Annotated in this window: 22 protein-coding genes and 3 pseudogenes; 11 read left to right on the top strand and 14 right to left on the bottom strand. The window is 69.1% G+C overall.

The genetic code is table 11. The features are described 5' to 3' along the window. Positions 1-119: 119 nt before the first annotated feature. Complete coding sequence (locus E6R60_RS37775) at positions 120-245, bottom strand: hypothetical protein (protein WP_276613945.1); 126 nt, start codon at positions 243-245, stop codon at positions 120-122. Positions 246-447: 202 nt separating this feature from the next. Here E6R60_RS37775 and E6R60_RS09335 point away from each other — a divergent pair, with 202 nt between their 5' ends. After that, positions 448-1,671: a phospholipase D-like domain-containing protein gene (locus E6R60_RS09335; RefSeq protein ID WP_136325959.1), complete on the top strand. Its 1,224-nt coding sequence runs from the start codon at positions 448-450 to the stop codon at positions 1,669-1,671. A gap of 178 nt (positions 1,672-1,849) precedes the next feature. Here E6R60_RS09335 and E6R60_RS37270 read toward each other — a convergent pair. From E6R60_RS37270 to E6R60_RS09325, 3 genes and pseudogenes are all read right to left on the bottom strand, one after another. Beyond that, positions 1,850-2,212 (bottom strand): annotated as a pseudogene (locus tag E6R60_RS37270) (IS5/IS1182 family transposase); the annotation flags it as partial. 523 nt (positions 2,213-2,735) lie between these two features. Further along, positions 2,736-3,476: a 3-keto-5-aminohexanoate cleavage protein gene (locus E6R60_RS09330; RefSeq protein WP_136326037.1), complete on the bottom strand. Its 741-nt coding sequence runs from the start codon at positions 3,474-3,476 to the stop codon at positions 2,736-2,738. Between the two features lie 114 nt (positions 3,477-3,590). After that, entirely contained in the window at positions 3,591-4,445 is an 855-nt protein-coding gene (locus tag E6R60_RS09325) for a sigma-70 family RNA polymerase sigma factor (RefSeq protein WP_206309355.1), read from the bottom strand. 354 nt (positions 4,446-4,799) lie between these two features. Between E6R60_RS09325 and E6R60_RS09320 the strand changes: the two genes are divergently transcribed. Further along, positions 4,800-5,159 carry a DoxX family protein gene (locus E6R60_RS09320; RefSeq protein WP_136325958.1) on the top strand — a complete coding sequence of 120 codons (360 nt, stop codon included), beginning with the start codon at positions 4,800-4,802 and terminating at the stop codon, positions 5,157-5,159. A 391-nt stretch (positions 5,160-5,550) separates the two neighbouring features. Here the strand turns inward: E6R60_RS09320 and E6R60_RS09315 are convergent, their stop codons facing one another. Then, a complete protein-coding gene (locus E6R60_RS09315; protein WP_136325957.1) occupies positions 5,551-6,759 on the bottom strand; it encodes an NAD(P)/FAD-dependent oxidoreductase in 1,209 nt (402 codons plus the stop codon). A gap of 233 nt (positions 6,760-6,992) precedes the next feature. On the opposite strand from E6R60_RS09315, the gene E6R60_RS09310 reads away from it, so the two are divergent. Then, positions 6,993-7,607, top strand: a complete 615-nt coding sequence (locus tag E6R60_RS09310) for a PadR family transcriptional regulator (RefSeq protein WP_136325956.1) — start codon at positions 6,993-6,995, stop codon at positions 7,605-7,607. 195 nt (positions 7,608-7,802) lie between these two features. On the opposite strand, the gene E6R60_RS09305 is transcribed toward E6R60_RS09310, so the two are convergent. Both E6R60_RS09305 and E6R60_RS09300 read right to left on the bottom strand, forming a co-directional pair. Beyond that, positions 7,803-8,093, bottom strand: a complete 291-nt coding sequence (locus tag E6R60_RS09305) for a helix-turn-helix domain-containing protein (protein ID WP_276613951.1) — start codon at positions 8,091-8,093, stop codon at positions 7,803-7,805. 200 nt (positions 8,094-8,293) lie between these two features. Then, positions 8,294-8,644: pseudogene (locus E6R60_RS09300) on the bottom strand (MerR family transcriptional regulator); the annotation flags it as partial. 178 nt (positions 8,645-8,822) lie between these two features. Between E6R60_RS09300 and E6R60_RS09295 the strand changes: the two are divergent. After that, positions 8,823-9,746, top strand: coding sequence for a chlorophyllase (locus E6R60_RS09295; protein WP_136325953.1), 924 nt, complete (start codon positions 8,823-8,825; stop codon positions 9,744-9,746). Positions 9,747-10,289: 543 nt separating this feature from the next. Here the strand turns inward: E6R60_RS09295 and E6R60_RS09290 are convergent. Genes E6R60_RS09290 through E6R60_RS09280 form a run of 3 tightly spaced genes read right to left on the bottom strand, consistent with a single transcriptional unit; the run spans position 10,290 to position 11,430 of the window. Next, complete coding sequence (locus E6R60_RS09290) at positions 10,290-10,556, bottom strand: DUF4235 domain-containing protein (RefSeq protein ID WP_136325952.1); 267 nt, start codon at positions 10,554-10,556, stop codon at positions 10,290-10,292. Next, positions 10,553-11,020 carry a DUF3618 domain-containing protein gene (locus E6R60_RS09285; RefSeq protein ID WP_136325951.1) on the bottom strand — a complete coding sequence of 156 codons (468 nt, stop codon included), beginning with the start codon at positions 11,018-11,020 and terminating at the stop codon, positions 10,553-10,555. Before E6R60_RS09285 ends, E6R60_RS09290 begins: the two co-directional genes overlap by 4 nt. Continuing rightward, complete coding sequence (locus E6R60_RS09280) at positions 11,017-11,430, bottom strand: phage holin family protein (protein ID WP_136325950.1); 414 nt, start codon at positions 11,428-11,430, stop codon at positions 11,017-11,019. The genes E6R60_RS09285 and E6R60_RS09280 overlap by 4 nt, the downstream gene beginning before the upstream one ends. Before the next feature lie 1,722 nt (positions 11,431-13,152). On the opposite strand from E6R60_RS09280, the gene E6R60_RS09275 reads away from it, so the two are divergent. The 6 genes from E6R60_RS09275 to E6R60_RS09250 are packed head-to-tail and all read left to right on the top strand — an operon-like array spanning position 13,153 to position 18,346. Further along, on the top strand, positions 13,153-14,511 hold the full coding sequence (locus E6R60_RS09275) for an ATP-binding protein (RefSeq protein WP_136325949.1): 1,359 nt from the start codon (positions 13,153-13,155) through the stop codon (positions 14,509-14,511). Positions 14,512-14,513: 2 nt separating this feature from the next. Beyond that, on the top strand, positions 14,514-14,942 hold the full coding sequence (locus E6R60_RS09270) for a roadblock/LC7 domain-containing protein (RefSeq protein WP_136325948.1): 429 nt from the start codon (positions 14,514-14,516) through the stop codon (positions 14,940-14,942). 23 nt (positions 14,943-14,965) lie between these two features. Next, a complete protein-coding gene (locus E6R60_RS09265) occupies positions 14,966-15,292 on the top strand; it encodes a DUF742 domain-containing protein (RefSeq protein ID WP_168713572.1) in 327 nt (108 codons plus the stop codon). Next, positions 15,270-15,896, top strand: coding sequence for an ATP/GTP-binding protein (locus E6R60_RS09260; protein ID WP_168713568.1), 627 nt, complete (start codon positions 15,270-15,272; stop codon positions 15,894-15,896). The genes E6R60_RS09265 and E6R60_RS09260 overlap by 23 nt, the downstream gene beginning before the upstream one ends. Beyond that, positions 15,893-17,101 (top strand): cytochrome P450, encoded by a 1,209-nt coding sequence (locus tag E6R60_RS09255; RefSeq protein ID WP_136325946.1) that lies wholly within the window; start codon positions 15,893-15,895, stop codon positions 17,099-17,101. Before E6R60_RS09260 ends, E6R60_RS09255 begins: the two co-directional genes overlap by 4 nt. Positions 17,102-17,113: 12 nt before the next feature. Then, a complete protein-coding gene (locus E6R60_RS09250) occupies positions 17,114-18,346 on the top strand; it encodes a cytochrome P450 (protein WP_136326035.1) in 1,233 nt (410 codons plus the stop codon). Positions 18,347-18,639: 293 nt separating this feature from the next. Here E6R60_RS09250 and E6R60_RS09245 read toward each other — a convergent pair whose 3' ends face one another. The 3 genes and pseudogenes from E6R60_RS09245 to E6R60_RS09235 form a co-directional block, all read right to left on the bottom strand. After that, entirely contained in the window at positions 18,640-19,500 is an 861-nt protein-coding gene (locus tag E6R60_RS09245; protein WP_136325945.1) for an alpha/beta hydrolase, read from the bottom strand. Positions 19,501-19,591: 91 nt separating this feature from the next. Next, positions 19,592-19,788, bottom strand: a pseudogene (locus E6R60_RS37265) (hypothetical protein); the annotation flags it as partial. A 205-nt stretch (positions 19,789-19,993) separates the two neighbouring features. Then, complete coding sequence (locus E6R60_RS09235) at positions 19,994-20,455, bottom strand: nuclear transport factor 2 family protein (RefSeq protein ID WP_136325944.1); 462 nt, start codon at positions 20,453-20,455, stop codon at positions 19,994-19,996. Between the two features lie 86 nt (positions 20,456-20,541). On the opposite strand from E6R60_RS09235, the gene E6R60_RS09230 reads away from it, so the two are divergent. Then, the gene (locus tag E6R60_RS09230) at positions 20,542-21,108 is read left to right on the top strand and encodes a TetR/AcrR family transcriptional regulator (protein WP_136325943.1); all 567 of its coding nucleotides are present in this window, start codon (positions 20,542-20,544) and stop codon (positions 21,106-21,108) included. Positions 21,109-21,835: 727 nt separating this feature from the next. On the opposite strand, the gene E6R60_RS09225 is transcribed toward E6R60_RS09230, so the two are convergent. Further along, positions 21,836-22,231, bottom strand: coding sequence for a hypothetical protein (locus E6R60_RS09225; RefSeq protein ID WP_136325942.1), 396 nt, complete (start codon positions 22,229-22,231; stop codon positions 21,836-21,838). Positions 22,232-22,831: the final 600 nt, after the last annotated feature.

Here is a 22,831-nt window from a genome sequence, read left to right as displayed (position 1 = left end):
TCCCAACCCTCTCTTGGTCGCGCACTTGCCTGGAACCGGCTCCTGCCCCGTTGCGGGCGCCCCACTCCCCCGGAAGGGCTGCGGAAGACCCGGCCCAGGGCCCCGTACCCCGGGCCGTGTCACCGCGCGTGAGCCAGCGCACACGGTGCGCTGAGTGTCATGTCCGGCACGGCGGACAAGCGCGGGCCGAAGAAGGCGAGGACAGCGAGAACGACACGGACAGCGACGATGCCGACGATCACCATGAAGGGTTCCTGGGGGCGAGGGGTGTGTACCCCCGCTCCCGGCGGATCAGTGCATGCGCAGCGTGTCCACCGGCGGGAGGCGAGACACTGCGTCCGGGCTGCATCGGGGCCGCAGGGGTACAGTCGGCTCGCTGTGCCGACCCGCGCCGGACCGGGCCGCGCCCGGCCCCGTTTCCGATTCTTACGCCGGCCAGGTGAGACCATGACCAGTACACAGGATGCCCCGGAACAGACCCACGCCCTCCCGGAGGCTCGGCCCAGACCTTCGGCCGACGAGCGCATCACGCGAATACGGCGCCGGTTGGAGCGACTGATCGGCATCGCGGCCACGGAGGGCAACTCTCTGGTTCCCTTGCGGAACGGGGATGAGATCTTCGCGGCGATGCTGGACGGCATCCGTTCGGCTCAGCACACGGTGGACATGATGACGTTCGTCTACTGGAAGGGTGACATCGCCCGCGAGTTCGCCCAGGCGCTGGCGGAACGGGCCAGCGAGGGCGTGCGGGTACGGCTGTTGCTGGACGGTTTCGGCAGCCGGCTGATCGAGACCGCTCACTTGGAGGCGATGGAACGCGCGGGGGTACAGGTGGCGTGGTTCCGCAAGCCACTGCACCTCTCGCCGTTCAAGCAGAACCACCGCTGTCACCGCAAGGTCCTCGTCGTCGATGAGGCGACGGCCTACACCGGCGGAGTCGGCATCGCCGAGGAATGGTGCGGGAACGCGCGCAACGAGAACGAGTGGCGCGACACCCACGTCCAGGTCCGCGGCCCGGCCGTGGACGGCATTGCAGCCGCGTTCGCCCAGAACTGGGCCGAGTGCCACGTGGACCTCTTCGACGACCGCGACCGGTTCATCGAGCACGACTCCAAGGGGAACTCGATCGTGCAGGTGGTGCGCGGCTCGGCCAGCTTCGGCTGGCAGGACATGCAGACGCTGATCCGCGTCATGCTCGAATCGGCCGAGGAACGCTTCCGGCTGTCCACCGCCTATTTCTCACCCGACACCTACTTCATCGAGCTCCTCTGCGCCACCGCGCGGCGCGGGGTCGAGGTGGAAATCCTGCTGCCCGGTCCGCACACGGACAAGCGGGTCTGTCAGCTGGCGGGCCAGCACTTCTACGAAGACCTCACCGCCTGCGGAGTGAAGATCTTCCAGTACCAGCCCACGATGATGCACGCCAAGGTGATCACCGTCGACGGTGTCGCCGCTCTGGTCGGATCGACGAACTTCAACCGGCGCTCACTGGACCACGACGAAGAGGTCATGCTCGCCGTACTGGACCAGGACTTCACCACTGCGTTGGACGAGCATTTCGAGCAAGACGTAGCCGTGAGCGAACTGATCGCAGAGGACCGCTGGAAGAGGCGCTCGCTCGCGCAACGCGTCCGCGAGACGGCCGTCCTGCCCATCCGCCGGTTTCTGTAGTCCTCGGCGCAGACGGTTCCCGCGTAAGACCTGAGTGCACGAGGTCTTCTCTCCCGCTCACCCACGCATGACACGGCCCCACCGAGGCGAAGGCGCCCCATCGCCCCCTCCGAGGCCTCTCCCTACGGCGGCCGGTCAGCCCACTCTTCCTGGTGATGCCTGAAGGGCCATGCAGTTCGCGTGGTTTCCGCTCGCAGGGGTGGTTGCGACGGCGGTGGCCGGTCAGCCAGGACATGGTGCGTTCGATCACCCATCCGCCGCCGACCGAGCCGCCCGCTGGAGTCGCTGCCCTTGCGCGCGATACGGCCCCGGATGCACTTGCCCCAGAGCCATAGCCGCAGGTGAAGGATGTCTTACGCCGTGTCCGCTGGAAGGCGGCGGGGTGGGGGCCCGTCGTGTGAAATTCGTGTCCCATGGGGAGAGCGGCAGCGTCGGCTTCAGGGCTTGGCTGCCGGGGGCTGCGGAGAGCCCCACGCGTAGGGGCAATCCGTCCGCGTCGGACAGGATGCATCTTGGAACCTGACTTACCTCGGCCGACGGGCACGGCCCGCAATTCCGGTTCACCAAGTCGGAGACCTGGCCCCAGCCCGCGACCATCGACGCCACCAACTACGGCAAGGCCGAGAGCGACGCATGGGACCGGGTCCACCCTCGGCACCAGGAAGGGCGGGGAAGCGGTGCCGACCTCCCCAGGCACTGCACCGCTTCCCCGCCGGCACAGCCCACCTACCCCGGAATCGCCCTCGCAACGATGTGAGCACCGAGACATGCCGACTGCGGCCAGCAGCACGGCAACTCTTCGACGGGCGTGCGTCGACCTCGCGTCCGAAGCGGCCCGTAGTCCGCGCGAGCGCCCGTCTTCCCGAGCGGCTGGGGCGCACTCGGATGGCTCGTCCAGCGGCAGCAGGCGTGACCGCTCGGTGTCGTGCTCCCTGGGCGCGAAGTAGTTCTGGCACGACAGCCATGACGCCCCGGGCGACTCACCCCGTGCCCGAGAGGCACCGCGCCGCACTTCACCTCCGCGCCTCCCTGATCCGGTCAAGGACCTCATGGGGAGTGCGTGATCACGACTCGTTACACGTGCGCTGCTGTGTGTGCTGGATGATCGCGCGCGCTGCACGGACGAGGGCGGCGTTGCCCGGCGCGGGGGCGCCATCGGGAAGGTGGAGCACGTCTTCCAGGCCGATGCGGGTATCCAGGCAGCGGGAGGCCGCAAGTTGCAGGACGGGCCATGCGGCGGCGTCTTCGCCGTGCAAGAGGATCGGGGTCGCCGCCGATGCGAGTTCGTCCAGCAGGCCGGCCGCGGAGTGGAGCGCCTCCTGTGGTGTGGTCTCCGTGGTCTCGGCCAAGACGCGCAGGACTCGGCGTGATCCGGGCCAGTTCAGGAAACGTTGTGCCGCGGGAGTGCCGGAATAGATGCCGGCTTCGATGCCGATCCCCCGCTCCAGCAACGCCGCGGCGACATCGGTGGCGCCGTCCTCGTGCCAGTTCACGGAGGCGTGGTCAGGTAGCACGGTCCAGGCCCGGACCTGGGCGGCTCGTGCCTGGGGGTCTGCCATGGTCCACGCACCGGTGGTGACCCCGACAGGGACTCCCGGGACCGCGAGCTTCACCGCGCTCACCGCGGCGGCGACGGCGGTGGCTTCCAGCGTGTCCTGACCGTCGTGGTCCTTGGGGTGCAGATGGATGTCCTCGGCACCGGCGGCGACAGCCTCACGGGCCGCCGCTGCCAGCTCGTCGGCGGTCACGGGCAGACGGGAGTACTCGGCACGGTTTCGAGCACCGTTGAGACAAACCTGCAGCATAGGGCCATCGTCGCAGCTCGCCCCGTGGATGTCTGCCGGCATGCGACCGGCCTCAGTCAGAGATCGACTCCGGCCGACGGATTCCGACTCGCCACGGGCGCTAGGCGCTGCGGGTCAGGAGGTTGTCGACAGCAGGGCGAAGGTCGTCTGCGCGGTTACTCGGGTGACGGTGACCTGGGAGACCTGATTGCTCCTCATGGCGATGTTGATGATGGCGAGTGGGTGCCCGCCGGGAGCGATGACATGCGCTTGGCACTCGTTGACGAGCATCCATGTACTGACGCGGATCCGCTCCGCGAACTGCGTCGTCTCCTCGGCGACGGCCCGGGCGCCGCGGACGACGGCGGGTGCCCCGGAAGGAAGGAGAGTGCCGTCTGCGATGCGCACACAGTCGTCGGCCATCAGAGCGATCATCCGGTCGATGTCGCCGCCGGCGGCTGCGGCAAGAAACGCTTCCACAACGGCGGTGTCGACCGCAGCCGCCCGGTGCGCGGCGGGATCGGTGCTCTCCACCCGTGTACGTGCCCGGCTGGCATGCTTCTTGGCACTGTCCGGACTGATGGCCAGGATCCGCGCCACGTCACGGAACGGGACATCGAACAGGTCATGCAGAACGTACGCGACGCGCTGGGCAGGAGTCAGCGCGTCGAGGACGACCATGAGCGCCCGGGAGACTCGTTCCCGCCGCAGGTAGCGTTCGTCGGCCGTCAGCTCTTCCGCCGGGAGTTCGTCGGCCCGTAGCGGCTCCTCATGGCGGCGAGCTCGCATGCGCAGTCGGTCGAGGCACACGCGGCTCACCACTGTGGTCAGCCATGCCGCCGGGTTCCGCAGACTGTCGCTGTCGGCCGAGGCTGCCTTGATCCAGCTGCTCTGCACCGCATCTTCCGCGTCGTGCACGGATCCAAGAAGTCGGAACGCCACCGCCATCAGCTGCGGCCGGGCGGCCTCGAACTCCCTCACCAGTTCCACTGGGTGTCACCTTTTCCATTTGCGAGACGTCGGGACCGATGAGACCACCCATCTCACGCCCGACATCCCGAAGGAGACGCACGCCCATGAGCGTACAGACCGTTCCTTTCCGCACAGGCCCCGACCAGGTGCGGTTGTTCGCCGCGCTGCGAGAATCGGCACCACGGCGGACCAGCTACCTGGTCATACGCGCCGTCGGCGAACCCGCGTCCCCTTCGACCCTCGAACTCCGCGACAGTGCTGAGACCGGTCGCCGTCGCTCCCTGCCGCTGCGGCGACCGGCAGTGGGGTGCCCGGGCAGACCGATGATGACCGGGCTCCACGCTCGTACCCCGTGACCGGCCGGTACAGCGCATGACGACAGTCCTGCTCGTCCTCACGGTCCTCTGCATTGTCGCCAACGCATTCATCGCAACGGCCGACTACGCAAAAGCGGGATTCGTGGTGAAGAACTCCACTGAAGTGCACCTTCCCTTGAAGGTGCTTCCGCGACTTGCGACGTCAAAACTCGCCGGTGCTGTCGGGCTTCTCGTCGGACTGGCTTGGCTGCCCTGGCTCGGCCTTGCGGCAGGCATCGGACTCACCGTGTTCTTCATCGGTGCCGTCATTGCTCACGTCCGGGCCGGCATCTACCGCAACATTGCCTTTCCCAGCCTGTACCTGCTGCTTGCGGCCGGCTCAGCTTCCTACATGGCCCACCAGGTCGGATCATGACCTACGCCCACGCCTCTCTGACTGTGTGAGGACTGCCGTCGGCTCGTCGAGCGGTCCATGACGCGCCCGCTCGCTCATCGTCGCCGTCGAGATGGGCATCTCGCGGGCATGCGCGTCGAAGCGGGTGAACCAGTGGCGCCGGAACGGGACGTCGGGCTGCTCGACAGGTCGTCAACTGCTCATCGAGAGCCCACGTCAACCTCACCTGAGAGCGTGCAGCAAAGCGATGCGTCGCGAACGCACCGGTCCGCGTCGCGGATTGCGTTCGAGACGATCGACGGGGAACTGGCCGCGGTCATGGCCCGGGGTGACCGGTCGCCCCTATCCGGCGTGCTCGGCGCCCGACGTGCGCAAAGGGGCAACAGCCCGTTGCCGGCGGACGGGCTGCAGTTCAGCTGAACGAGGCGGCTTTCGCCTCCCAGTCGATGTGATGGTCGAATTGCCAGGCCGTCTTCTCGGGGTTGATCAGTTTCATGGCGGCCGGCATCACGAGGTCGCGCAGGGCGCGACCGAGGGGACCCGCGGTCTTGTTGCTGTTCGTGCGGGCGCCGAGCTTGATGATGCGCTCGACGCGGGGTCGCCGCAGTTGTTCGTACGCCACGAAAGCCTGGTCGTAAGGCAGGTCCCGCAGGCACCGAGCCAGTTCGACGGCGCTTTCGACGGCGAGGGAGGCTCCCTGTCCGGAGCTGGACGAGGCGGCGTGGGCCGCATCGCCGATCAGGGTCATACGGCCGTGGGTCCAGTTCGCGACCCTCGGCATGTTCTCCATCGGACCGGTGATGAGGAGTTCGCCGGCGTCGGTACGGCTGATCATTTCAAGGGCAGGGGTGCGGTCATCGGCGAAGGCGGTCCGCAAGGTGCGCATCCACTCCTCCGCGCCGATCGCCTGAGCCTCGGCAACGGTCATCGGGGCGGGGTGGGGCAGGTTCACGAACCACACCGCCGAGGAGTCGTCGAAGATCTGGTAGCCGAAGAACGCGCGCTTACCGAAGCACATGTACATGACCCCGTCGGTCGAGGGCATCCCTGACCGGTCCATGCGCGCCCCGAAGCACACCAGGCCGGCGTAGGCCGGTGACGGTGCGGCGGGGTCGATCAGGGAGCGGACCGTGGAGCGGATGCCGTCGGCGCCGATCAGGATGTCGGCGCTCGCCTCCGTACCGTCCGCGAAGTGCGCGGTGACGCCGGAGCCGGTGTCCGTCGCGCCGGTCAGCCGCTTGCCGTGGTGGAGGGGAATGGAGCGGCGCTCCGCCTCGTCGTAGATCGACCGGTAGAGATCGGCGCGCCAGACGAACTGCGAGGACGGGAGGCGTGAAGGCGGGGCGAACCGCGCGAGCGGCTTGCCCGTCCAGCTCCGGAGTCCCATGGCGGTGACTGGGGTGCCGATGGTGCGAACGAGGTCACCCGCACCAACCGCGGCGAAGGCGTCTTGGCCGTTGGGGGCAATGGTCATGCCGCCTCCGACCCCGTCGGCCGTGTGATCGTACGCCTCGTGGACGGCGGCCTCGATACCTGCCTGACGGAGTGCCATCGCGGCGACCGGGCCGGCGATGCCGCCTCCGATCACGAGCGCGGTGCGGGCTTTGCCGGTGTGGGTCATGACTGGTGCCTCCTTGGAGGGTCGTCGATCGTCGGTACGCCGCCGCTGTCGACCCCGAAGCGAACTACCTGCGTCCGGGCACCGAGGTGCTTGACGAGGTCGGGATCGGAGGGGTGGCGCTGGGCGGAGGGCATATCGGTGGGCTCTCTCTGCGTGGTGCAGTGCGGATGATTGATAGTCGCAGTGAGACTAGTATCATGTCAACTAGTCGTGCTGAGGCTAGAATGGAGCCCATGGCCGCATCCACTCCCCGCAGCTCCCCCCTCGCCCTGACCGTCCTGGCTCTGCTGCACTACCAGCCGTTGCATCCGTACGGCATCCAGCGCCTGGTCAAGGACTGGGGAAAGGAGCAGGTAGTCAACGTCAGGCAGCGCGCGAGCCTCTACCGGACGATCGAGCGGCTCAACAGTGACGGGCTGATCGCGGTCCGCGAGACCGGACGCGATCAGCAGTACCCCGAGCGGACCGTGTACGAGGTGACCGACGCGGGGCGCGAGACCGCGCGCGCCTGGCTGAAGGAGATGCTCACCGCTCCCAAGGAGGAGTTTCCGGAATTCCCGGCCGCCCTCTCGAACCTTCTGCTGCTCACGTCCGACGAGATGGCGGAGGTACTGGAGCAACGGGTCGGCGCCCTCACGCAGAAGCTCTGCGGGCTGGAAGCGGCCATGGCCGCGGAGACGGAGCAGGGGCTGCCGCGCATCACCCGCCTGGAGACCGAATACCTGCGGGCCGTGACAGCCGCAGAGTTGGAGTGGGTGCGCACGGTGGTCGAAGACCTGCGGGGCGGCAGGCTCTCATGGTCGAAGGAGCAACTGGACGCCCTCGCGGCGGGGCCGGGCAGGGACTGAGCCCGCCCGCAGCGGGGCCGCGGACCGCCTTAAGCCTGCGGCCTCTCAGGGCAAACCACACCTGTTGCCCTGTCACAGTTCATCTGGCGGTGGAGAGGGTCGCTCACCTGCGTGCATGCGACGTCACTGGGGAACGTTGCCCTGCGGAATTCGCACCTGACATGGCTTTCGGGGACGTCAGCTGACTGCAAACCGTCAGCTCGGCCATCCTGCTCGTCGGCCGGACTGCCGCTGGTCCCCCGGCGGTGCCTTGCCGGTGAGGGCGCACCCTCGGGCAGCAGGCACCAACCGAGATGCGCCGGTCACCGTGGCCACAATGGCCAAATGCACTTCACCACCGTAGCGGCGCGGGCGCCCCGGACGGTCCTCCACAGCTGCGAGTCCTTCAGCGGTAAACCGCTTACGCCAGCGGCGCACGGTGTCCAGGTGCAGTCGGAGCATGCGGGCGACGACGGCGTTCGCGGTGCCACGTTTGCAGGGCGACATGCGCTCGATGCATCCGCCGCAGCGGCGCTGTTCGCGAGCTCGCCAGTTCTCGTAACAACGCGAGCTGGTCACTGTTCCAGAGCACCCCGAGCGGACTGGACGACGTCATCCCCACCTTCCCGAGCTGATTGATCTCCCCGGAGGGCAGCGTCGCTGACCCGCGCCGGAGTGGTCGAGGCCGGGCCGGGCCGGCAGGGGGTACCGGTGTCCATGGATGCGGAGGCGCTGGCGATGACCGAGTCGAGCCGGTCTCGGGTGTGCGTGAGATCGACGATGTGCTGGTCGATGTGGCCGCGCTCCACAGCCAGGCGGTCGAGGAGTTCGGGTGTGGCCTTGCCGTCGATGACGCAGGGCGTGAGCTCGGCGATGGTCTTGCTCGACAGGCCGGCGGTGAACAGCTCCCGAACCAGGAGAATCCGGGCAACCGCGGTTTCCGGGTAGTGGCGCTGGCCGGTGTCGCTGCGCTCGGCCGTGAGGAGGTTCTGCTCCTCGTAGTACCGCAGGGCCCGGGTGCTGACGCCTGTGCGGCGGGCGAGTTCCCCAATGCGCATTCCGAGCTCCCTGTGATCTACGCCACAACAGCTTGCCTTTGACGTCGACGTCAAGTTTTAGCGTAGCTGACATGACCCCGGGGTTTTCGCCCGATACGTCACGGATCAACGCCGGACGCATCCTCAGCCTCAAGATCACCTGACTCGCACTCGCATCGCGCCGGAAAGAAGCACACACGTGACCACCCGCCAAACGACCGGACTCACCCCGACGGTGACGGTCAAGCCGATCGCGCTGTCCGCCCCCCAGCGCGGCCAGGATCTGCACGTACGCGTTTCCGCACCGCTCACTGGCACACGCCTGCCGATCGTGCTCTTCGCACACGGATTCGGGTCCGACCTGGACGGCTACGCACCGCTGGTCGACCACTGGGCCTCTCATGGCTTCGTGGTGATCCAAGCCACGCATCTCGACTCCAAGCGGGTCGCCATCGCCGCGGATGACTCCCGCAGGCCCCACCTGTGGCGCTACCGCGTGCAGGACATGAAGCGCATCCTGGATGAGCTCAAGCCACTGGAGGCATCCGTGCCCGGCCTCTCCGGCCGGGTCGACCACAGCCGCATCGTCGCAGCGGGCCACTCCTTCGGAGGCCAGACCGCCGGCATCCTGGTAGGTCTGCGCGTCACCGACCCCCAGACCGGCACCGCCGACGACCTGTCCGACTCCCGGGTCATGGCCAGCATCCAGCTGGCCACGGCCGGCGAGGGCGGCGACGAACTGACCCCTTTCGCCCACGAGAACCTACCCTGGCTCCGCGACCAGGACTTCTCCCACATCACCGCCCCCGGACTGGTGGTCGCCGGCGACAAGGACGATCTCCCGCTCACCACCCGTGGACCCGCCTGGACAAGCGACCCCTACACCCTCAGCCGCGGCAACAAGAGCCTGCTCACCGTCTACGGCGGCGAGCACTTCCTCGGCGGCATCTCCGGCTACCGGGCAGCAGAGACCACCGACGAGGACCCCAGCCGCGTCGCCCTCGTCCAGCAGGTCACCCTCGCCTACCTACGCCACATCACCGGCATCGACCACACCGACTGGCAGATGGCCCGATCCGTCCTCGCTGACGCCCACGCGCTGGGGCGGCTGGAGAGCAAGTGACCCTCGGCGGTTGACATACGCGCCTTCGTCCGCCCAGCGACGCCCCGCAGGATCAACGCGGGCAGGCACCAGACCTCTGCCGAGCAGTCCCCCGAGAGCCTGGAACGGACTGGCCCTCAGTGAGAATGAGCCCCATGACTCGGGTTTGCCCGGCCGGGGCGGGCGGCTGGGCGCGCACGAACTCTTCGGCCCGAACGCAGCCGGGATGAACGTGCGGGATGACCGGCAGTTACGCAGACAGGTGCTGGGCGGAGACCGGTGACCCGCCCGCCGACCGGGCGAACCACGAGGCGCGGTTGGGCTTCCTCGGCTACCGGGTGGCTTCGGTGGGCATCGCAGCGGGGACGTCGGGCCGCCGCAGCGGGGGCGTCGGACCGCGCCCATTGAGAGGGGCGCACAGTTGCCCGCCGCCCCTCAGGCCCGGCGGACTCTCGAGCGCGGACCTCCGCGCAGGTCAGTCTCCTCGGAGTGCCTCGCGCGCTCATAAGTCGCAGCACCTCGCGCGCCCCATACGGCCGACGGCAGTGCCGCCGTCCCTGCCCCTCAGCCCGGCCAGCTTCCCGTCAGACGTCGGGTGGCCACGGCACCTGAGCGTTCGACTCCGGCCTTGACCACAGCGAAGATCGCGCCATGGATGGCAGCGGCGATCAGAATCTGCTTCCAGGAGCGGTCCTCATCCATGGCATCGGGCGCGTCCCCCTCGCCTTCGATGATCTTCCAGGTCTGCTTGAAGGCGACTCCCGCCAGCAAGCCACTGGCGGCGCCCAACGCCAGCCCGACCGGCTTGTAAGCGATCTTGAACGCGTTCATCGGCGGCTCCCCCGGCTGCGACGCACCAGCAGGAAGACTGCGAGCAGTACACCGCCGGCGACGAGCGGTGTGCGGTTGGCCTGTGCCGCAGCCACGGCCCTGCCGGCCTTCTCGCGGAGCGGATCGGGGGTCTTGGCCGCCGCGTACTGCCCTGCCCGGCCCGTGCTTGCCCGGACTTGCGCCGCTGCCTGGGTCGCCTTCGCCAGAACGGGGTCGGGCACCGTCTCCTTCACCTGTTGCACGGCCTGCCCGGCCTTCTCGCGGATCTGGTCGGAGACCATGGCGGCCTTCTCAGCGGCTTGTTCCTTCACGGCAGCGGTCTTCTCCTTCGCCTGCGCCTTGATGTCGGCCTTGGCCGCCAGCGCCTCGACGGTCTGCCCGAGTTCGTCCCGGGTGCGCTCGACCTTCTCGCGCAGTTCCTCGGGAGTGGGGTTGTCGGTGCCGGTTCGCGATTCGTCGTTCATCGGTGTGCCTTCTCCTTGAGCTCGGCCAGATCGGCCTTGACGCTGTCGATAGTGCGTTCGGGGGCGGGAGACCCGGCCTCGGTGATCTGCTTCTTACCCGCGAGCGCCATCCCCGCCGCCCCTGCTGCCAGCACCGCCGCGACGATGAGGGCCGCAGCCCACACCGGCAGCGCCAACGCGAGAACGGCTATGCAGGCGGCCACCAGCGCCTGGGTCGCCAGGACGCCGAGGAAACCAGCGGTCCCGACGAGACCGCCGCCCTTGCCGAAGCGTTTGCCCTTCTGTGTCATTTCCGCCCGGGCCAACCGCATCTCCTCCCGGAACAGCTCCGAGAGCTGCTGAGAGGCACGTGAAACAAGCACGTTCACCGGGTCGTCGTCTTTCTGGGCCTGCCGCTCCGCCGTACTCATGGCGAAGTCACCTTGCCTTCCTCGATTCGTCGCAAGCATCGTCATGACGCGACTACCCAGCACTCGCTGCGGTATCGCCCCTCGACGAGCGTTTTCGCCGGCACCCACGCCCTCGCCGGCCACGTCCGGCGAGGCGCCGAGCTCATGTCCTACGGCGGGATCCTGGCCGAACTCCGCCTGGCCGGAGCGCCGTGGCGCCTTGGCGGCCACCCCTGGGAGGCCCGCGAGGAGGGGCTGCCGGTCCGGACTCCGCACCCGAGCGGGGCTACGGACAGGTCGACCACTCGGCCATGGGTGCGGCGCCCGCCACGCTTCGGCCGTGGGGAACAACCTCAGGCGTGCCCGGCGACGGCTCCACCCGCAACTGCTGGGAAGGCGGCGGTCCCGGTCAGACACATCGCCAGGCCGCTCACTCCCGCTCGCGCTGCGCATTCCGTCGGGGCGGGGCGTCTTTGTGGGCACGCCGCCAAGGTCCTTCTGCATCGCACCGAGCCGCGCCACCACCACGGACGCCGATTGAGGCCTGTATTTCGGGGGGTGACGGTTCGCCGGCGCGAGAAGCGCTGACGCCTGAAACGTGCTGCTGATCGAGCCGGTTGAGTGGGCGTGGAGCGGTCGGCGGCGCCGAGCCCGACCTAAGGACTGTCCCGCAATTCCTGGCGGGACAGCCCTTAGTCAACGGAGCCAGCCTCACCGTTCAGGGCCAGCGGATACCGGAGGCTCATGGAGGGCGCGCACTGGCCGCCCTTGCCCCGTCCCGGAGGCCGGACGGTCGTCGCCGGCGACGACGCTCGCGCACCCGGCAGGAAGGCACTGACAGCCCGTCGCGCCCACAGCCCTCGACACCTCTCCCCGCCCGCATGCGTAGCCGACTCCCCCACACGGCGGTCCACGACCACGCCGGCGGCACCGAACCCCCGGTGGTCTTGTTCGAGCCCCCCGCGGAGGAGGATTCAGCCAGTGAGCGGTACACGGGACCGGTGCAGGCGTGAACGATTTCGTACTCACCAGCACAGGCCCGACAGCCACTGCCCCGCCGTACTCCCGCCGAACTTCCGTCGCACGCAGCTACTTTGGGCGGACCTTCCCCGCCCCCTGGTCAGCGAGGAGCCCTCTCACACCGTTTTGCCGCGCTACGCGTCGAGCCTCAACACCGTTGAGAAAGAGCCGAATTCACAACAACACCGCTCATCAGACACAACAGCCCCGTGCGCAACAGGAGTTATTCCAACTAGAGTTCTGTCATGCCCATCTCGCCGGCCACACGATTAGATCGCCGGCAGACGGCCGACTCCGGTATTCCCGCTCGGCCGCACGCTACTGGTGCATCCGGAAACGGCAGCGCTCGGTCTCGGGGAACCTCCCCCGAGGCTCCAGCGAGCGCAGGGTGCCGCAGGCCGCACCACGAGGAAGCGCCCGGGCAGGCCCAGCCGCGGACCGGCGCGCGCGTCGGAAGCCGCCATCTCGGCGACTCCCGGGAACCTCCTTCCCTTCCGCGTATCCGGCGGCAGGGAAGCGGGCCGACTGCCGACCCCTCGCCCGGAGCCGACCGTCTCCACCCCCGTCCCCGTCCCCACACAGCCGGTTTCGGCAGCCGGCAGACCTCTGATCCCGGGCACTACGGAGCACAGACACGATGGAATCCCCTCCCCATAACGAGCAGCACGGCCCGACCGGCGGCGCACGCACCGGCACCGTCTCCCCGATCCTCGTGAGGGCCTGATGACCGAACTGATACTGATCGTCGCCGCGTTAGCGGCCGGCGCCGGTGCGACCCTTTACTTCCATCGCAGGGCCCGCGCCCAGAAGCGCCGCGCGGACAGCCTCCAGCAGCACGTCGAACAGGTCGGGCAGCAGTTGCGTGCGGCCGAACAGTTCGCCGAACACATCGCGCACACCGTGATTCCGGCCGCCGCGGCACATACCCAGGCCGGACAGGCCTACCAGCCCGACCTCCCCGCACCGCCCCAGCTGGTGCACACCCGGGTGGCGAATGCTCTCGCCGCTGTCGCGGGTCAGGCGTGCGCCGCCGTCGATCAGACCCATCAACTGGCGCAGAACGCCGCCCGGGACCAGACCGCGCAGGTACGGGCGGAAGCCGAACAGCGCATCGCCCAGGCACGGCAGGAGTCTGTGGACGTGGCCCGGGCGGCGGTACGCGCCTTCGCCTCCAGCACCGTGCAGCGGGCCGCGAAGCTGAGCAGCGCGATCAGCGCCGGCGTCCGCCGCCATGTCTCGGACGAGGCGTACGCCACGCTGGTCGAGATGGACCACCTGGCCCAGCAGATGCTGCTCACCGCGTCCGGGTACGGCGTCCTGGCCGGCGACAAGCTGTCGCGTCGCTGGCCGGCGACCACACTCACCGACGTCGTCCGCACGGCGATGGGCCGGGTCGAGGGCTATCAGCGCGTCCAGCACACGGACCTGGAATCGTTCGCCGTGCAGAGCCGCGCCGTGGAAGCCGTCGTCCACGCCCTCGCGGTGCTGCTGGACAACGCACTGCGGTACTCCCCGCCGAACGCCCGCGTACACGTCTCGCTGGAGCACGGGGCGAACGCGGCCTTCCTGGTGGTGGACGACGCCGGACTGCGGATCGAGGACGAGCGGCTGACCTGGGCCCGTGAGGTGATGTCCGGCAAGCAGCGGGACGACATCACACAGCTCGGCGCCTACCCGCAGACCGGACTGCGCGTCGCGTCCGTGCTCGCCGACCAGTACGGCTTCCGTGTCGAACTGACGGCGCCCAACCTGTACGGCGGCACGCGCGCGATCATCGTGCTCCCCAAGGCCCTGCTGACGACGCCCCAGCCTCCCCGGCCGTCGTCCGTGCAGAGCATGCCGAGCGTCCGCCCGGCCGCAACCCCGGAAGCGGCGCCGCCGGCCGCGCCCACGACGGCCAGCGGGCTCACCGTCCGGCGGCGCACCTCGCGCCCCGCCGACGAGACCGGCCCCGCCGTCGGGACGCGAATGGGTCCCGCCCCCGTGGAGCCGGGAACCCCCGCTGTGGCGGCCGCGTGGATGGCAGGCAGCCGCCGCAGCCGGGACGACGAGAACACCGCCAGCACTGACGAAGGACGTTGATCATGTCGGACACCCACTCGAACGCCCTGGGCTGGCTGCTGGACGAGCAGCTGGGATCCGTGGAGGGCGTCCGGTACGCGGTGCTGATGAGCGGCGACGGCCTGCTCAAAGCCCGGACGAAGACCATCGGCCAGGAGGACGGCGAGAAGCTGGCCGCCCTGACCGCCTCGCTGCGGGCCTCGGGCCGGGCGTGGGACGCCTTCACCGGTGGCCAGGGCGTGCGCCAGCAACTCATCGAGAGCGTCGAGCGGATCGGCCTGACCACGGCGGCCGGCCAGAACACGATGCTCTCGGTCGTCACGACCGGACCCCACGCCGACGTCGGCCTGATCAGCCATCACATGGCGCTGCTCGTGGTCCGCCTGGGCGAGCAGCTCGGCACCACGGAACGCAGGCCCCCCCTCCATTCGGACGGAGGCACTACGGCGTGACCGGCCCGCGGCACGACCCCGACATGGTGAGGCCCTACGTCCGCACGGGCGGACGGGTCCGCCCGCGCCGGGACGTCCTTCTGGAGAGCGTGGTCATCGCCGCGCCCAGCCCCACCGGCCGGCTGGGGCCCGATGCCCGGCGGGTGATGAGCCTGTTCGCCGTGGGCGGCGGCGGGCTGGCCGTCGCGGACATCGCTGCCGCGTTGCGGCTGCCGCCCTCCACGATCCGGATCCTCGTCTCCTCCCTCATGGACAGCGGCCATCTGGCAAGCCCGGCCGCCGCTGTGAACGATCAGCCCGAAAACGACCTCCTGCAGAAGGTGCTTGATGGACTGCGAGAACTGGTCTGACACGGCGAACACCGTCTCGTACGTGCCTGCCACGGTGACCCGGTCCGCCAAGATCGTGATCGCCGGTGGATTCGGCGTCGGCAAGACGACCCTCATCGGCAGTGTGTCCGAGGTGCGGCCGCTGCGGATGGAGGAGCCGATCACCGAGGACAGCGTCGGGATAGACGATCTGCACGGCACACCGGGGAAGCACACGACGACCGTGGGCATGGACTTCGGCCGTATCCACCTGGCCGGCGGCGCCCTTGCCCTGTACCTGTTCGGACTCCCCGGGCAGGTGCGCTTCAGGCCCCTGTGGGAGGACCTCGCACAGGGCGCTCTCGGCTGCCTCGTCCTGGCCGACACCCGCGACCTGGAGGCGAGCCACGAGGCTCTGACTCTGCTGGAGGGCGAGGGCATCCCCTACGCGGTCGCGATCAACGCCTTCCCCGAGGCGCCCGTCTACGACCCCGCCGAACTGCGCCAGGCCCTCGCCCTGGACCCTCACACGCCGCTGACCACCTGCGACGCCCGCGACCGCACCTCCGCCCTCCAAGCCCTGATCACGCTCACGGAGTACGTGATCGCGCACCGCGCAGCCCCCTCCCTGGAGCCCACCTCATGACCTTCACCAGCGCCGTGCCCCAGGTCGCCCCGGGCAGAGTCGCTCTGTACGAGCCGGGCTTCGCCGCCGACCCGCATGCCGCCTACGAGCGGATGCGGGGGACCTACGGCCCCCTGGTGCCCGTCGAGTTGTCCCCCGGCATCCCGGCCACGCTGGTGATCGGCTACCGCCAGGCGCGCCGCGTCCTCAACGACCCCATGTACTTCCCGCCCGACCCGCGCATCTGGGAGCAGCAGGTGCCGGCCTCGTGCCCCGTGCGGCCGATGATGGAGTGGCGGCCCAACGCCCTGCGCAACGGCGGTACGGAACACGCCCGTTACCGCTCGGCCAACACGGCCGCCATCAACGCCGTCGACCAGCACCAGTTGCGCGCCCAGGTGGAGAAGATCGCCTCCGAGTCCATCGGCGGTTTCCTCACCACCGGCAGCGCCGATCTGCTCACCCAGTACGCCTGGCCGATCGCCTTCCGGATCCTGAGTGCTCTGCTGGGCTGCCCGGACGAGATCGGAGCCCGTATCGCCGACGGAATGGCGCGCATCTTCGACACCACGGACGCCCAGAAGGGCAACCAGATCCTCGGCCAGGCACTCGCCGACCTCGTCGCCCTCCGCCGGCGCGACCCCGCCGACGACATCACCTCGCGCCTCCTGGCCCACCCGACGGAGCTGACCGACGAGGAGCTGAGCCACCAGCTCGTCACTCTCTACGGCGCCGGTATCGAGCCATTGACCAACCTCATCGCCAACACCCAGCTGAAGATCCTCACCGACGAGGAGTTCTCAGCCGGGCTGCACGCGGGCCAGTCCACGGTGCGCGACGCGCTCGACACCGTCCTGTACACCGACCCGCCGATGGCGAACTACTGCATCACCTATCCGCCCTACCCCGCGGACATCGACGGCTTCCTGCTCCCGGCCCACCAGCCCGTCGTCATCTCCATGGCGGCCTGCAACAACGACCCCGAACTCACCCAGGGGCCGGCCGGCATCTCGGGCAACCGTGCTCACCTGGCCTGGAGCATCGGCCCGCACACCTGCCCGGCCCGCTCCCACGCCTATCTCATCGCCGAGACCGCGGTGACCTGTCTGCTCGACGCGTTGCCGGAGATGGATCTCGCCGTCCCCGCCGCCGAACTGCGCTGGCGTCCGGGCCCCTTCCACCGCGCCCTGGAATCCCTCCCCGTCCGCTTCGCCACCGCTCGCTGAAAGAGAGACATGATGCCCGAGCAGCCCGTACTCGTCCTCGACCCCACCGGGTCCGACCGCCACGCCGAATACCAGGCGCTGCGCGATCGCGGTCCGGCCACCCGCGTGGACGTTCTCGGTGTGACCGCGTGGTCGGTCACCGACCCGACGCTCCTCAAGGAGCTCCTCACCAGTCCGGCGGTCTCCAAGGACGCCCGCGCCCACTGGCCGGCCTTCGCCGAGACCGTGGCCACCTGGCCGCTGGCCCTCTGGGTCGCCGTGAGCAACATGTTCACCGCCTACGGAGGCGATCACCGACGGCTCCGCCGGATGGTGGCCCCGGCGTTCAGCGCCCGCCGCGTCCAGGACCTGCGGGCATCGGTCGAGAAGATCGTCGCCACGCTCCTCGACGATCTCGCATCCCGGCCTGCCGGTGAGGTGACCGATCTGCGCAAGGACCTCGCCTATCCGCTGCCGATCGCGGTGATCGGCCAGCTCATGGGCGTCCCCGAGGATCAACTCGACGGTTTCCGCGCGCTGGTCGACGGCGTCTTCGACACCACGCTCACCGTCGAGCAGGCCACCGCGAACACGGCTTCGCTGTACGGGGCCCTCAACGGACTGATCGCGGCCAAGCGCGCGGATCCCGGCGACGACATGACCTCGCTCCTCATCGCTTCGCGCGACGACGAGGGGGACGGCGGCGCCCTCACCGACGACGAGCTGCGCGACACGCTGCTCCTGATGGTCTCCGCCGGATACGACACCACCGTCAACGTGATCGACCAGGCCATCACCGCCCTGCTGAGCGATCCGGCGCAGCTGGCCCATCTGCGGGCCGGGCGCGCCGACTGGAACGGCGTCGTCGAGGAGGCCCTTCGGCACGAGCCCGCCGTCAAGCACCTGCCCATGCGCTTCGCCCTGGCGGACATCCCCCTGCCCGACGGACAGAAGATCGCCCGGGGCGAGGCGATCCTGGCCTCCTACGCCGCCGCCAACCGCCACCCCGGCCTGCACGGGGACTCCGCGGACCTGTTCGACGTCACCCGGCCCACGAAGGAGCACCTGGCCTTCGGCCACGGCGTCCACTTCTGTCTCGGCGCCCCGCTCGCCCGCCTGGAGATCGCGACCGCTCTCCAGCAGCTCTTCGAGCGGTTCCCCGAGGCCGAACTCGCCGTTCCCGCAGCCGAATTGCAGCCGCTTCCCTCCCTGATCAGCAACGGGCACCAGACGCTCCCGGTACGCCTGCGCCCGGCCGTCGGCTGACCCGGCGTCACGGGGTGCGCGTCAGGACGTGAGGCTGTATCAGTGGGCTCCGTACGGGCCCCGCCATGCGAGGGGCGGGGCCCGTACGGAGCCCGCTCGTGCTTCGCGCCGACCGCCGCAGGCACGGAGAGGGGCCCCTGGTGCGGGGCCCCGGTCCGGGGCCCCGGCGCCCAGCTCACACCTGACCGGCGCGAGACAGCCCGACCCGGCGGCCGTTGACGGCGCGCTGCGCAGGCCACGTGTGAGCGGCTCCGACGATGTGCGTGCCGTTTTGGCGGTGGCCCCCGAGGCAGTCAGGGGGTGAAGAAGTCGCCCAGGGCGGCGGAGAGCGGGCCGGGCGCCTCCTCGGCCACATGATGGCCTGCGTCGATGCCGTGGCCCCGGACGTCGTCGGCCCAGTCGCGCCAGATGGTGCGGGGGTCGCCGTACAGCTCCTCCAGGTCGTCCCGCAGCGACCAGAGAACGAGGGTGGGACAGGTGATCCGCGCGCCCCGGGCTCGGTCCGCCTCCTCGTGCCTGCGGTCCACGGTGAGCCCGGCGCGGTAGTCCTCCAACATGGCGCGGACGACATCCGGATTTCTGGTGGCGGCCCGCCACTCGTCGTGGTTCTCCCGCCCCATGGCCTCGGGTTCGCCGCGGTACCAGGCGTCGGGATCGGCGTTGATGACGCGTTCGGGGATCTCCGGCTGGGCGAAGAAGAACCAGTGCCACCAAGCGGTGGCGAACCGGGCGTCGGCGCGGTCCAGGTGCTCACTCAGAGGCAGGCCGTCCAGGAACGCCACCCGGGTCACCGCAAAGGGGTGGTCGAGCACCAGCCGGAGCGCCACGGCGACCCCGCGGTCATGGCCGACGAGCCCGAAGCGCTCGTGCCCCAACGCCTCCATGACTTCGACCATGTCCTGGGCGACGGCGCGCTTGGAGTGGGAGCCATGATCGGCAGTGGGCGCCGGGCCGCGGGAGCGCCCGTAACCGCGCAGGTCGGGGCAGACGACCGTGAAACCCCGCCGCACCAGGAGGGGGGCGACCCGGTGCCAGGTCGCCGACGTACGCGGGTGGCCGTGCAACAACAGCAGAGGCGGTCCCTCGCCCCCGTACCGAACGAAGACGGACGCTTCACCGGTGCGTACCGTCCTGGTAGCGAACTCCTCGAACATGCGACACCTCTTTCCGCTCCGGGGCCAGTCCCCGGTACCCCCTGTCCCGCGTGCCCCGGACTGGGCCCCGGTACGTGCAGCTCATCACCTGGAACACGATCGAGTACTCGTCTCCCGACCCGTTGCGCATCGAGGCCATCTCCTCGCCGTCGGCCCAGCCGGCGTTGAAGGAGTAGGACCGCCTTTCGCAGGCCGGGCTCAGGATCGCGTCGAGCATCGCCAGCGAACGGCACAAGTCCCGCAGAACGGCGATAGGGGGAGCTGGCGGGCTACGTCGTAGACAGTCACGAGCACCATCCCACCCGATGCCACCGACACCCATCCGCCGCCGGGAGCATCGTGAGCCGTCCCGTTCCCGCATGGGTGGCCAGATGTCAGCCATCGCGTCCCCGGCTCAGCCCCGGAGCCACCTTGGATGCGCGCATCGGCCGACCGGACCGCCAGGCACGGCCCGGCAGAGCCCGCCGCTTTGGGGCGGCGTAGCGGCGGGGCGCTACCGGAGTGGGAAGTCGACTCCGTGCTCGTCCACGGGCCGGGGACCGTAGATCCGCCGATCGGCCCTGGAGATGGCGACGTCGTTGATGCTTGCCTCCCGACGCCGCATGAGACCGCGTTCGTCGAACTCCCACAGTTCGTTGCCGTAACTACGCCACCACTGGCCTTCCCTGTCGTGCCACTCGTACTGGAAGCGGACGGCGATCCGGTCCTCGTGGAAGCCCCACAGGCTCTTGCGCAGCGCGTAGTCCAGTTCGCGCTCCCACTTCTTCGTCAGAAAAGTGACGATTTCATCGCGGCCACGGACGAACGTGTCCCGGTTCCGCCACGTCGAGTCCGGTGTGTAGGCCAACGCCACTCGGCGGGGATCGCGGGTGTTCCAGGCATCTTCGGCCGCCTGCACCTTCCGCAGGGCCGTCTCCTGCGTGAACGGTGGGTAGGGCGGGCGGTCTTCCGGCACTGCGACCTCCTCATGTGGAGAACGTGCGTTCTCTACTGGTGGAGCCTAAGGTAGGGAACGAGCGTTCTCACGTCAAGGAGTCCCGGATGCCAGCCCCGATCACCGACGAGCAGAATCGTCTGGACCGCGAAGCGCTGCTCGACACAGCGGAGAGACTTTTCTACGCACGAGGCATCCAGGCAGTCGGGATGGACGAGATTCGTGCGGCATCCGGGCTGCCACTGAAGCGGATCTACCGGTTCTTCTCCGCGAAGGAAGACCTGGTGGTGGCCATGCTCAAACGTCGCGACCAGCGATGGAGGGGGAACCTGGCCTCTCATGTGGAGCAGGTTCCGGATCCTCGCGAGCGCGTACTCGCGATCTTCGACTGGCTTTCCGGATGGTTCGCGGAACCCGGCTTCCGCGGCTGCGCCTGGATCAACGCGTACGGCGAGTTCGGCCCGTCGTCCGAGGCGGTGTTGGCCGAAGTCCGGGCGCACAAGCAGGCGTTCCGCGATCAGATCGCGGTGTGGGTCCACGCCACCGGGCTGCCGGTGACCGAACCGGTCTTCCTGCTGGCCGAAGGAGCCATCGTGACAGCGGGCATCAGTGGCGACCCAGCCGCGGCCCGCCATGCACGCGCAGCCGTCGCGACGCTGCTCGCGACGCTTTGATCTGTCCGGGGTCAGCCTCCGCGGGCGCTCCGGCCACGGGCACCACCGGGTCGGAGTCGACATCGGCCCCGAGCGGCTTGGGGCCGGACAGGGCAATGCCGTCGAAGAGCCGACGGCAGGCGGCGCGGGAGAACCCGTCCCAGGGGTCGGACCCGAGCCCCAGCGAGCGCCTCGCGCAGGCCGTTCACAGAGGCAGGACGATGATTCCTGGGCCACGCCTTCCGCCTCGCACGACGGAAGAGCCGCGGACCCCCCGCGTTCACCCTGAGGGAGACCTCGTGGACAGGGCATCCTCCGAAACGCTGAAGATGCACACGTTGGACCCACTCGTCGAGACATCGCCCGACAGAGTCGTGGTTGCCGTGACGGTCACCGGGCCCGGCAAGGGATAAGCGGCAACGAGATAGCACTGCTGCGTGGCGGTCGTGTCGCTCTGCGGCCCTATCGACTCACGGCGCACCTCGGACGCGGTATGTCCTTCTGAATCGGACAATTCACAGACGATTTCCACGATGATCGGGTCGTCCGTGTCATTGACAATTTCGTACCAATGGGAACTGCTCAGCGATACGTTGGTGTCCGCCGTCGCCGCTCCCGGACACGTGGGGCCTGCGGCTGCTCCGCCGTACGGCATGATCCCTCCTCGGCTCGTGCGGTTTGCCGGATCACCGGATCGGTCGTCCGGTTCCGCTCTGGCCACTGCCTCTGTCCGCGCCGCACCGCCGGCTCAGACTGCGGCCACCACGGGAACGCAGTGGAATGTCGTGTGCCCCACTCCCAGGTCGTTGGCCAACGTCACGGTGAGTCGATAGTCCCCGACCGGAAACGGCCCCACCTGCGGCTCCATCAGCGGGCCGGTCTCGCCTGCGAGCAGATCCGGTTCGGTGAAGTCATCCGGGTCCCCGTCCACGTCGCTGTCGAAGACGGCCTCGTGTGAGACATCGTCGGATCCGGGGCAGCCTTCCGGGATCCTCTCTACGAGCAGACGGTCGACGAAGGACGGGAGGTCCTGGGCGCTGACGTTGAGCGCCACCCATTCGACCCGGAAGGATTCATCATCATGGATGATCGATATGCTCGGGGTTATCGGATTCTCGCTGTTGGCAAAAACCACGTCGGTCATGGCTGCTCCCGTGAAGCGGCAACGCACTCGGAGGGTGTGACGACCACTCTCATTTTATCTTCGTTCCGCGTTCAGCGTCATGTGGAGGCACAGTTGTGATCTTTCCCCGAATACTCACCCTGATTTTCACGACAGGCAGCCAAAACCGTCCCGTCCCGTACGCCGGCCCGCCCGCCCGCAGCCATCGGTCCTCGCAGTCGGCACCGCCCCCGGGCGCACACAAGAACACCGCCACCGGGTTTCCCCGGGCATCTGGCAGGCCCCCGCGCGCCGACCACCGCGTACCCTGCCGGGCCGGATCGCCGGGCACGGGGCGCTGATCGAGGGCACGGCTCCGAGAAGCCGGCTCCCTCCTGGGGCCCTGGGCAAGTTGCCACGTCAGCGGGGGCCGCAATCGCGCTTCAGCTTCGGCACGACCGCTCGTTGAGCTACGGCCGGGTCGGGGACGGTGGTGTGGTGCCGACGGCGCAACCCCGTCTCCTGCGTCTCGAAGGTCCGCATGATCCTGGCGAGCCCTCTGTGACTGACCGTCCCGCGGAGCCCGTGCCGGGGGTGTCCGGCGAAACTCAATAGCTCTTCGAGGTCGGCTCTGCATACGTT

This window comes from Streptomyces sp. A0642 (genome assembly GCF_004795105.1).
GTDB lineage: Bacteria > Actinomycetota > Actinomycetes > Streptomycetales > Streptomycetaceae > Streptomyces.
Note: the sequence above shows the minus strand (reverse complement) of the source record. Positions and strands in the feature narration are given on the sequence as shown.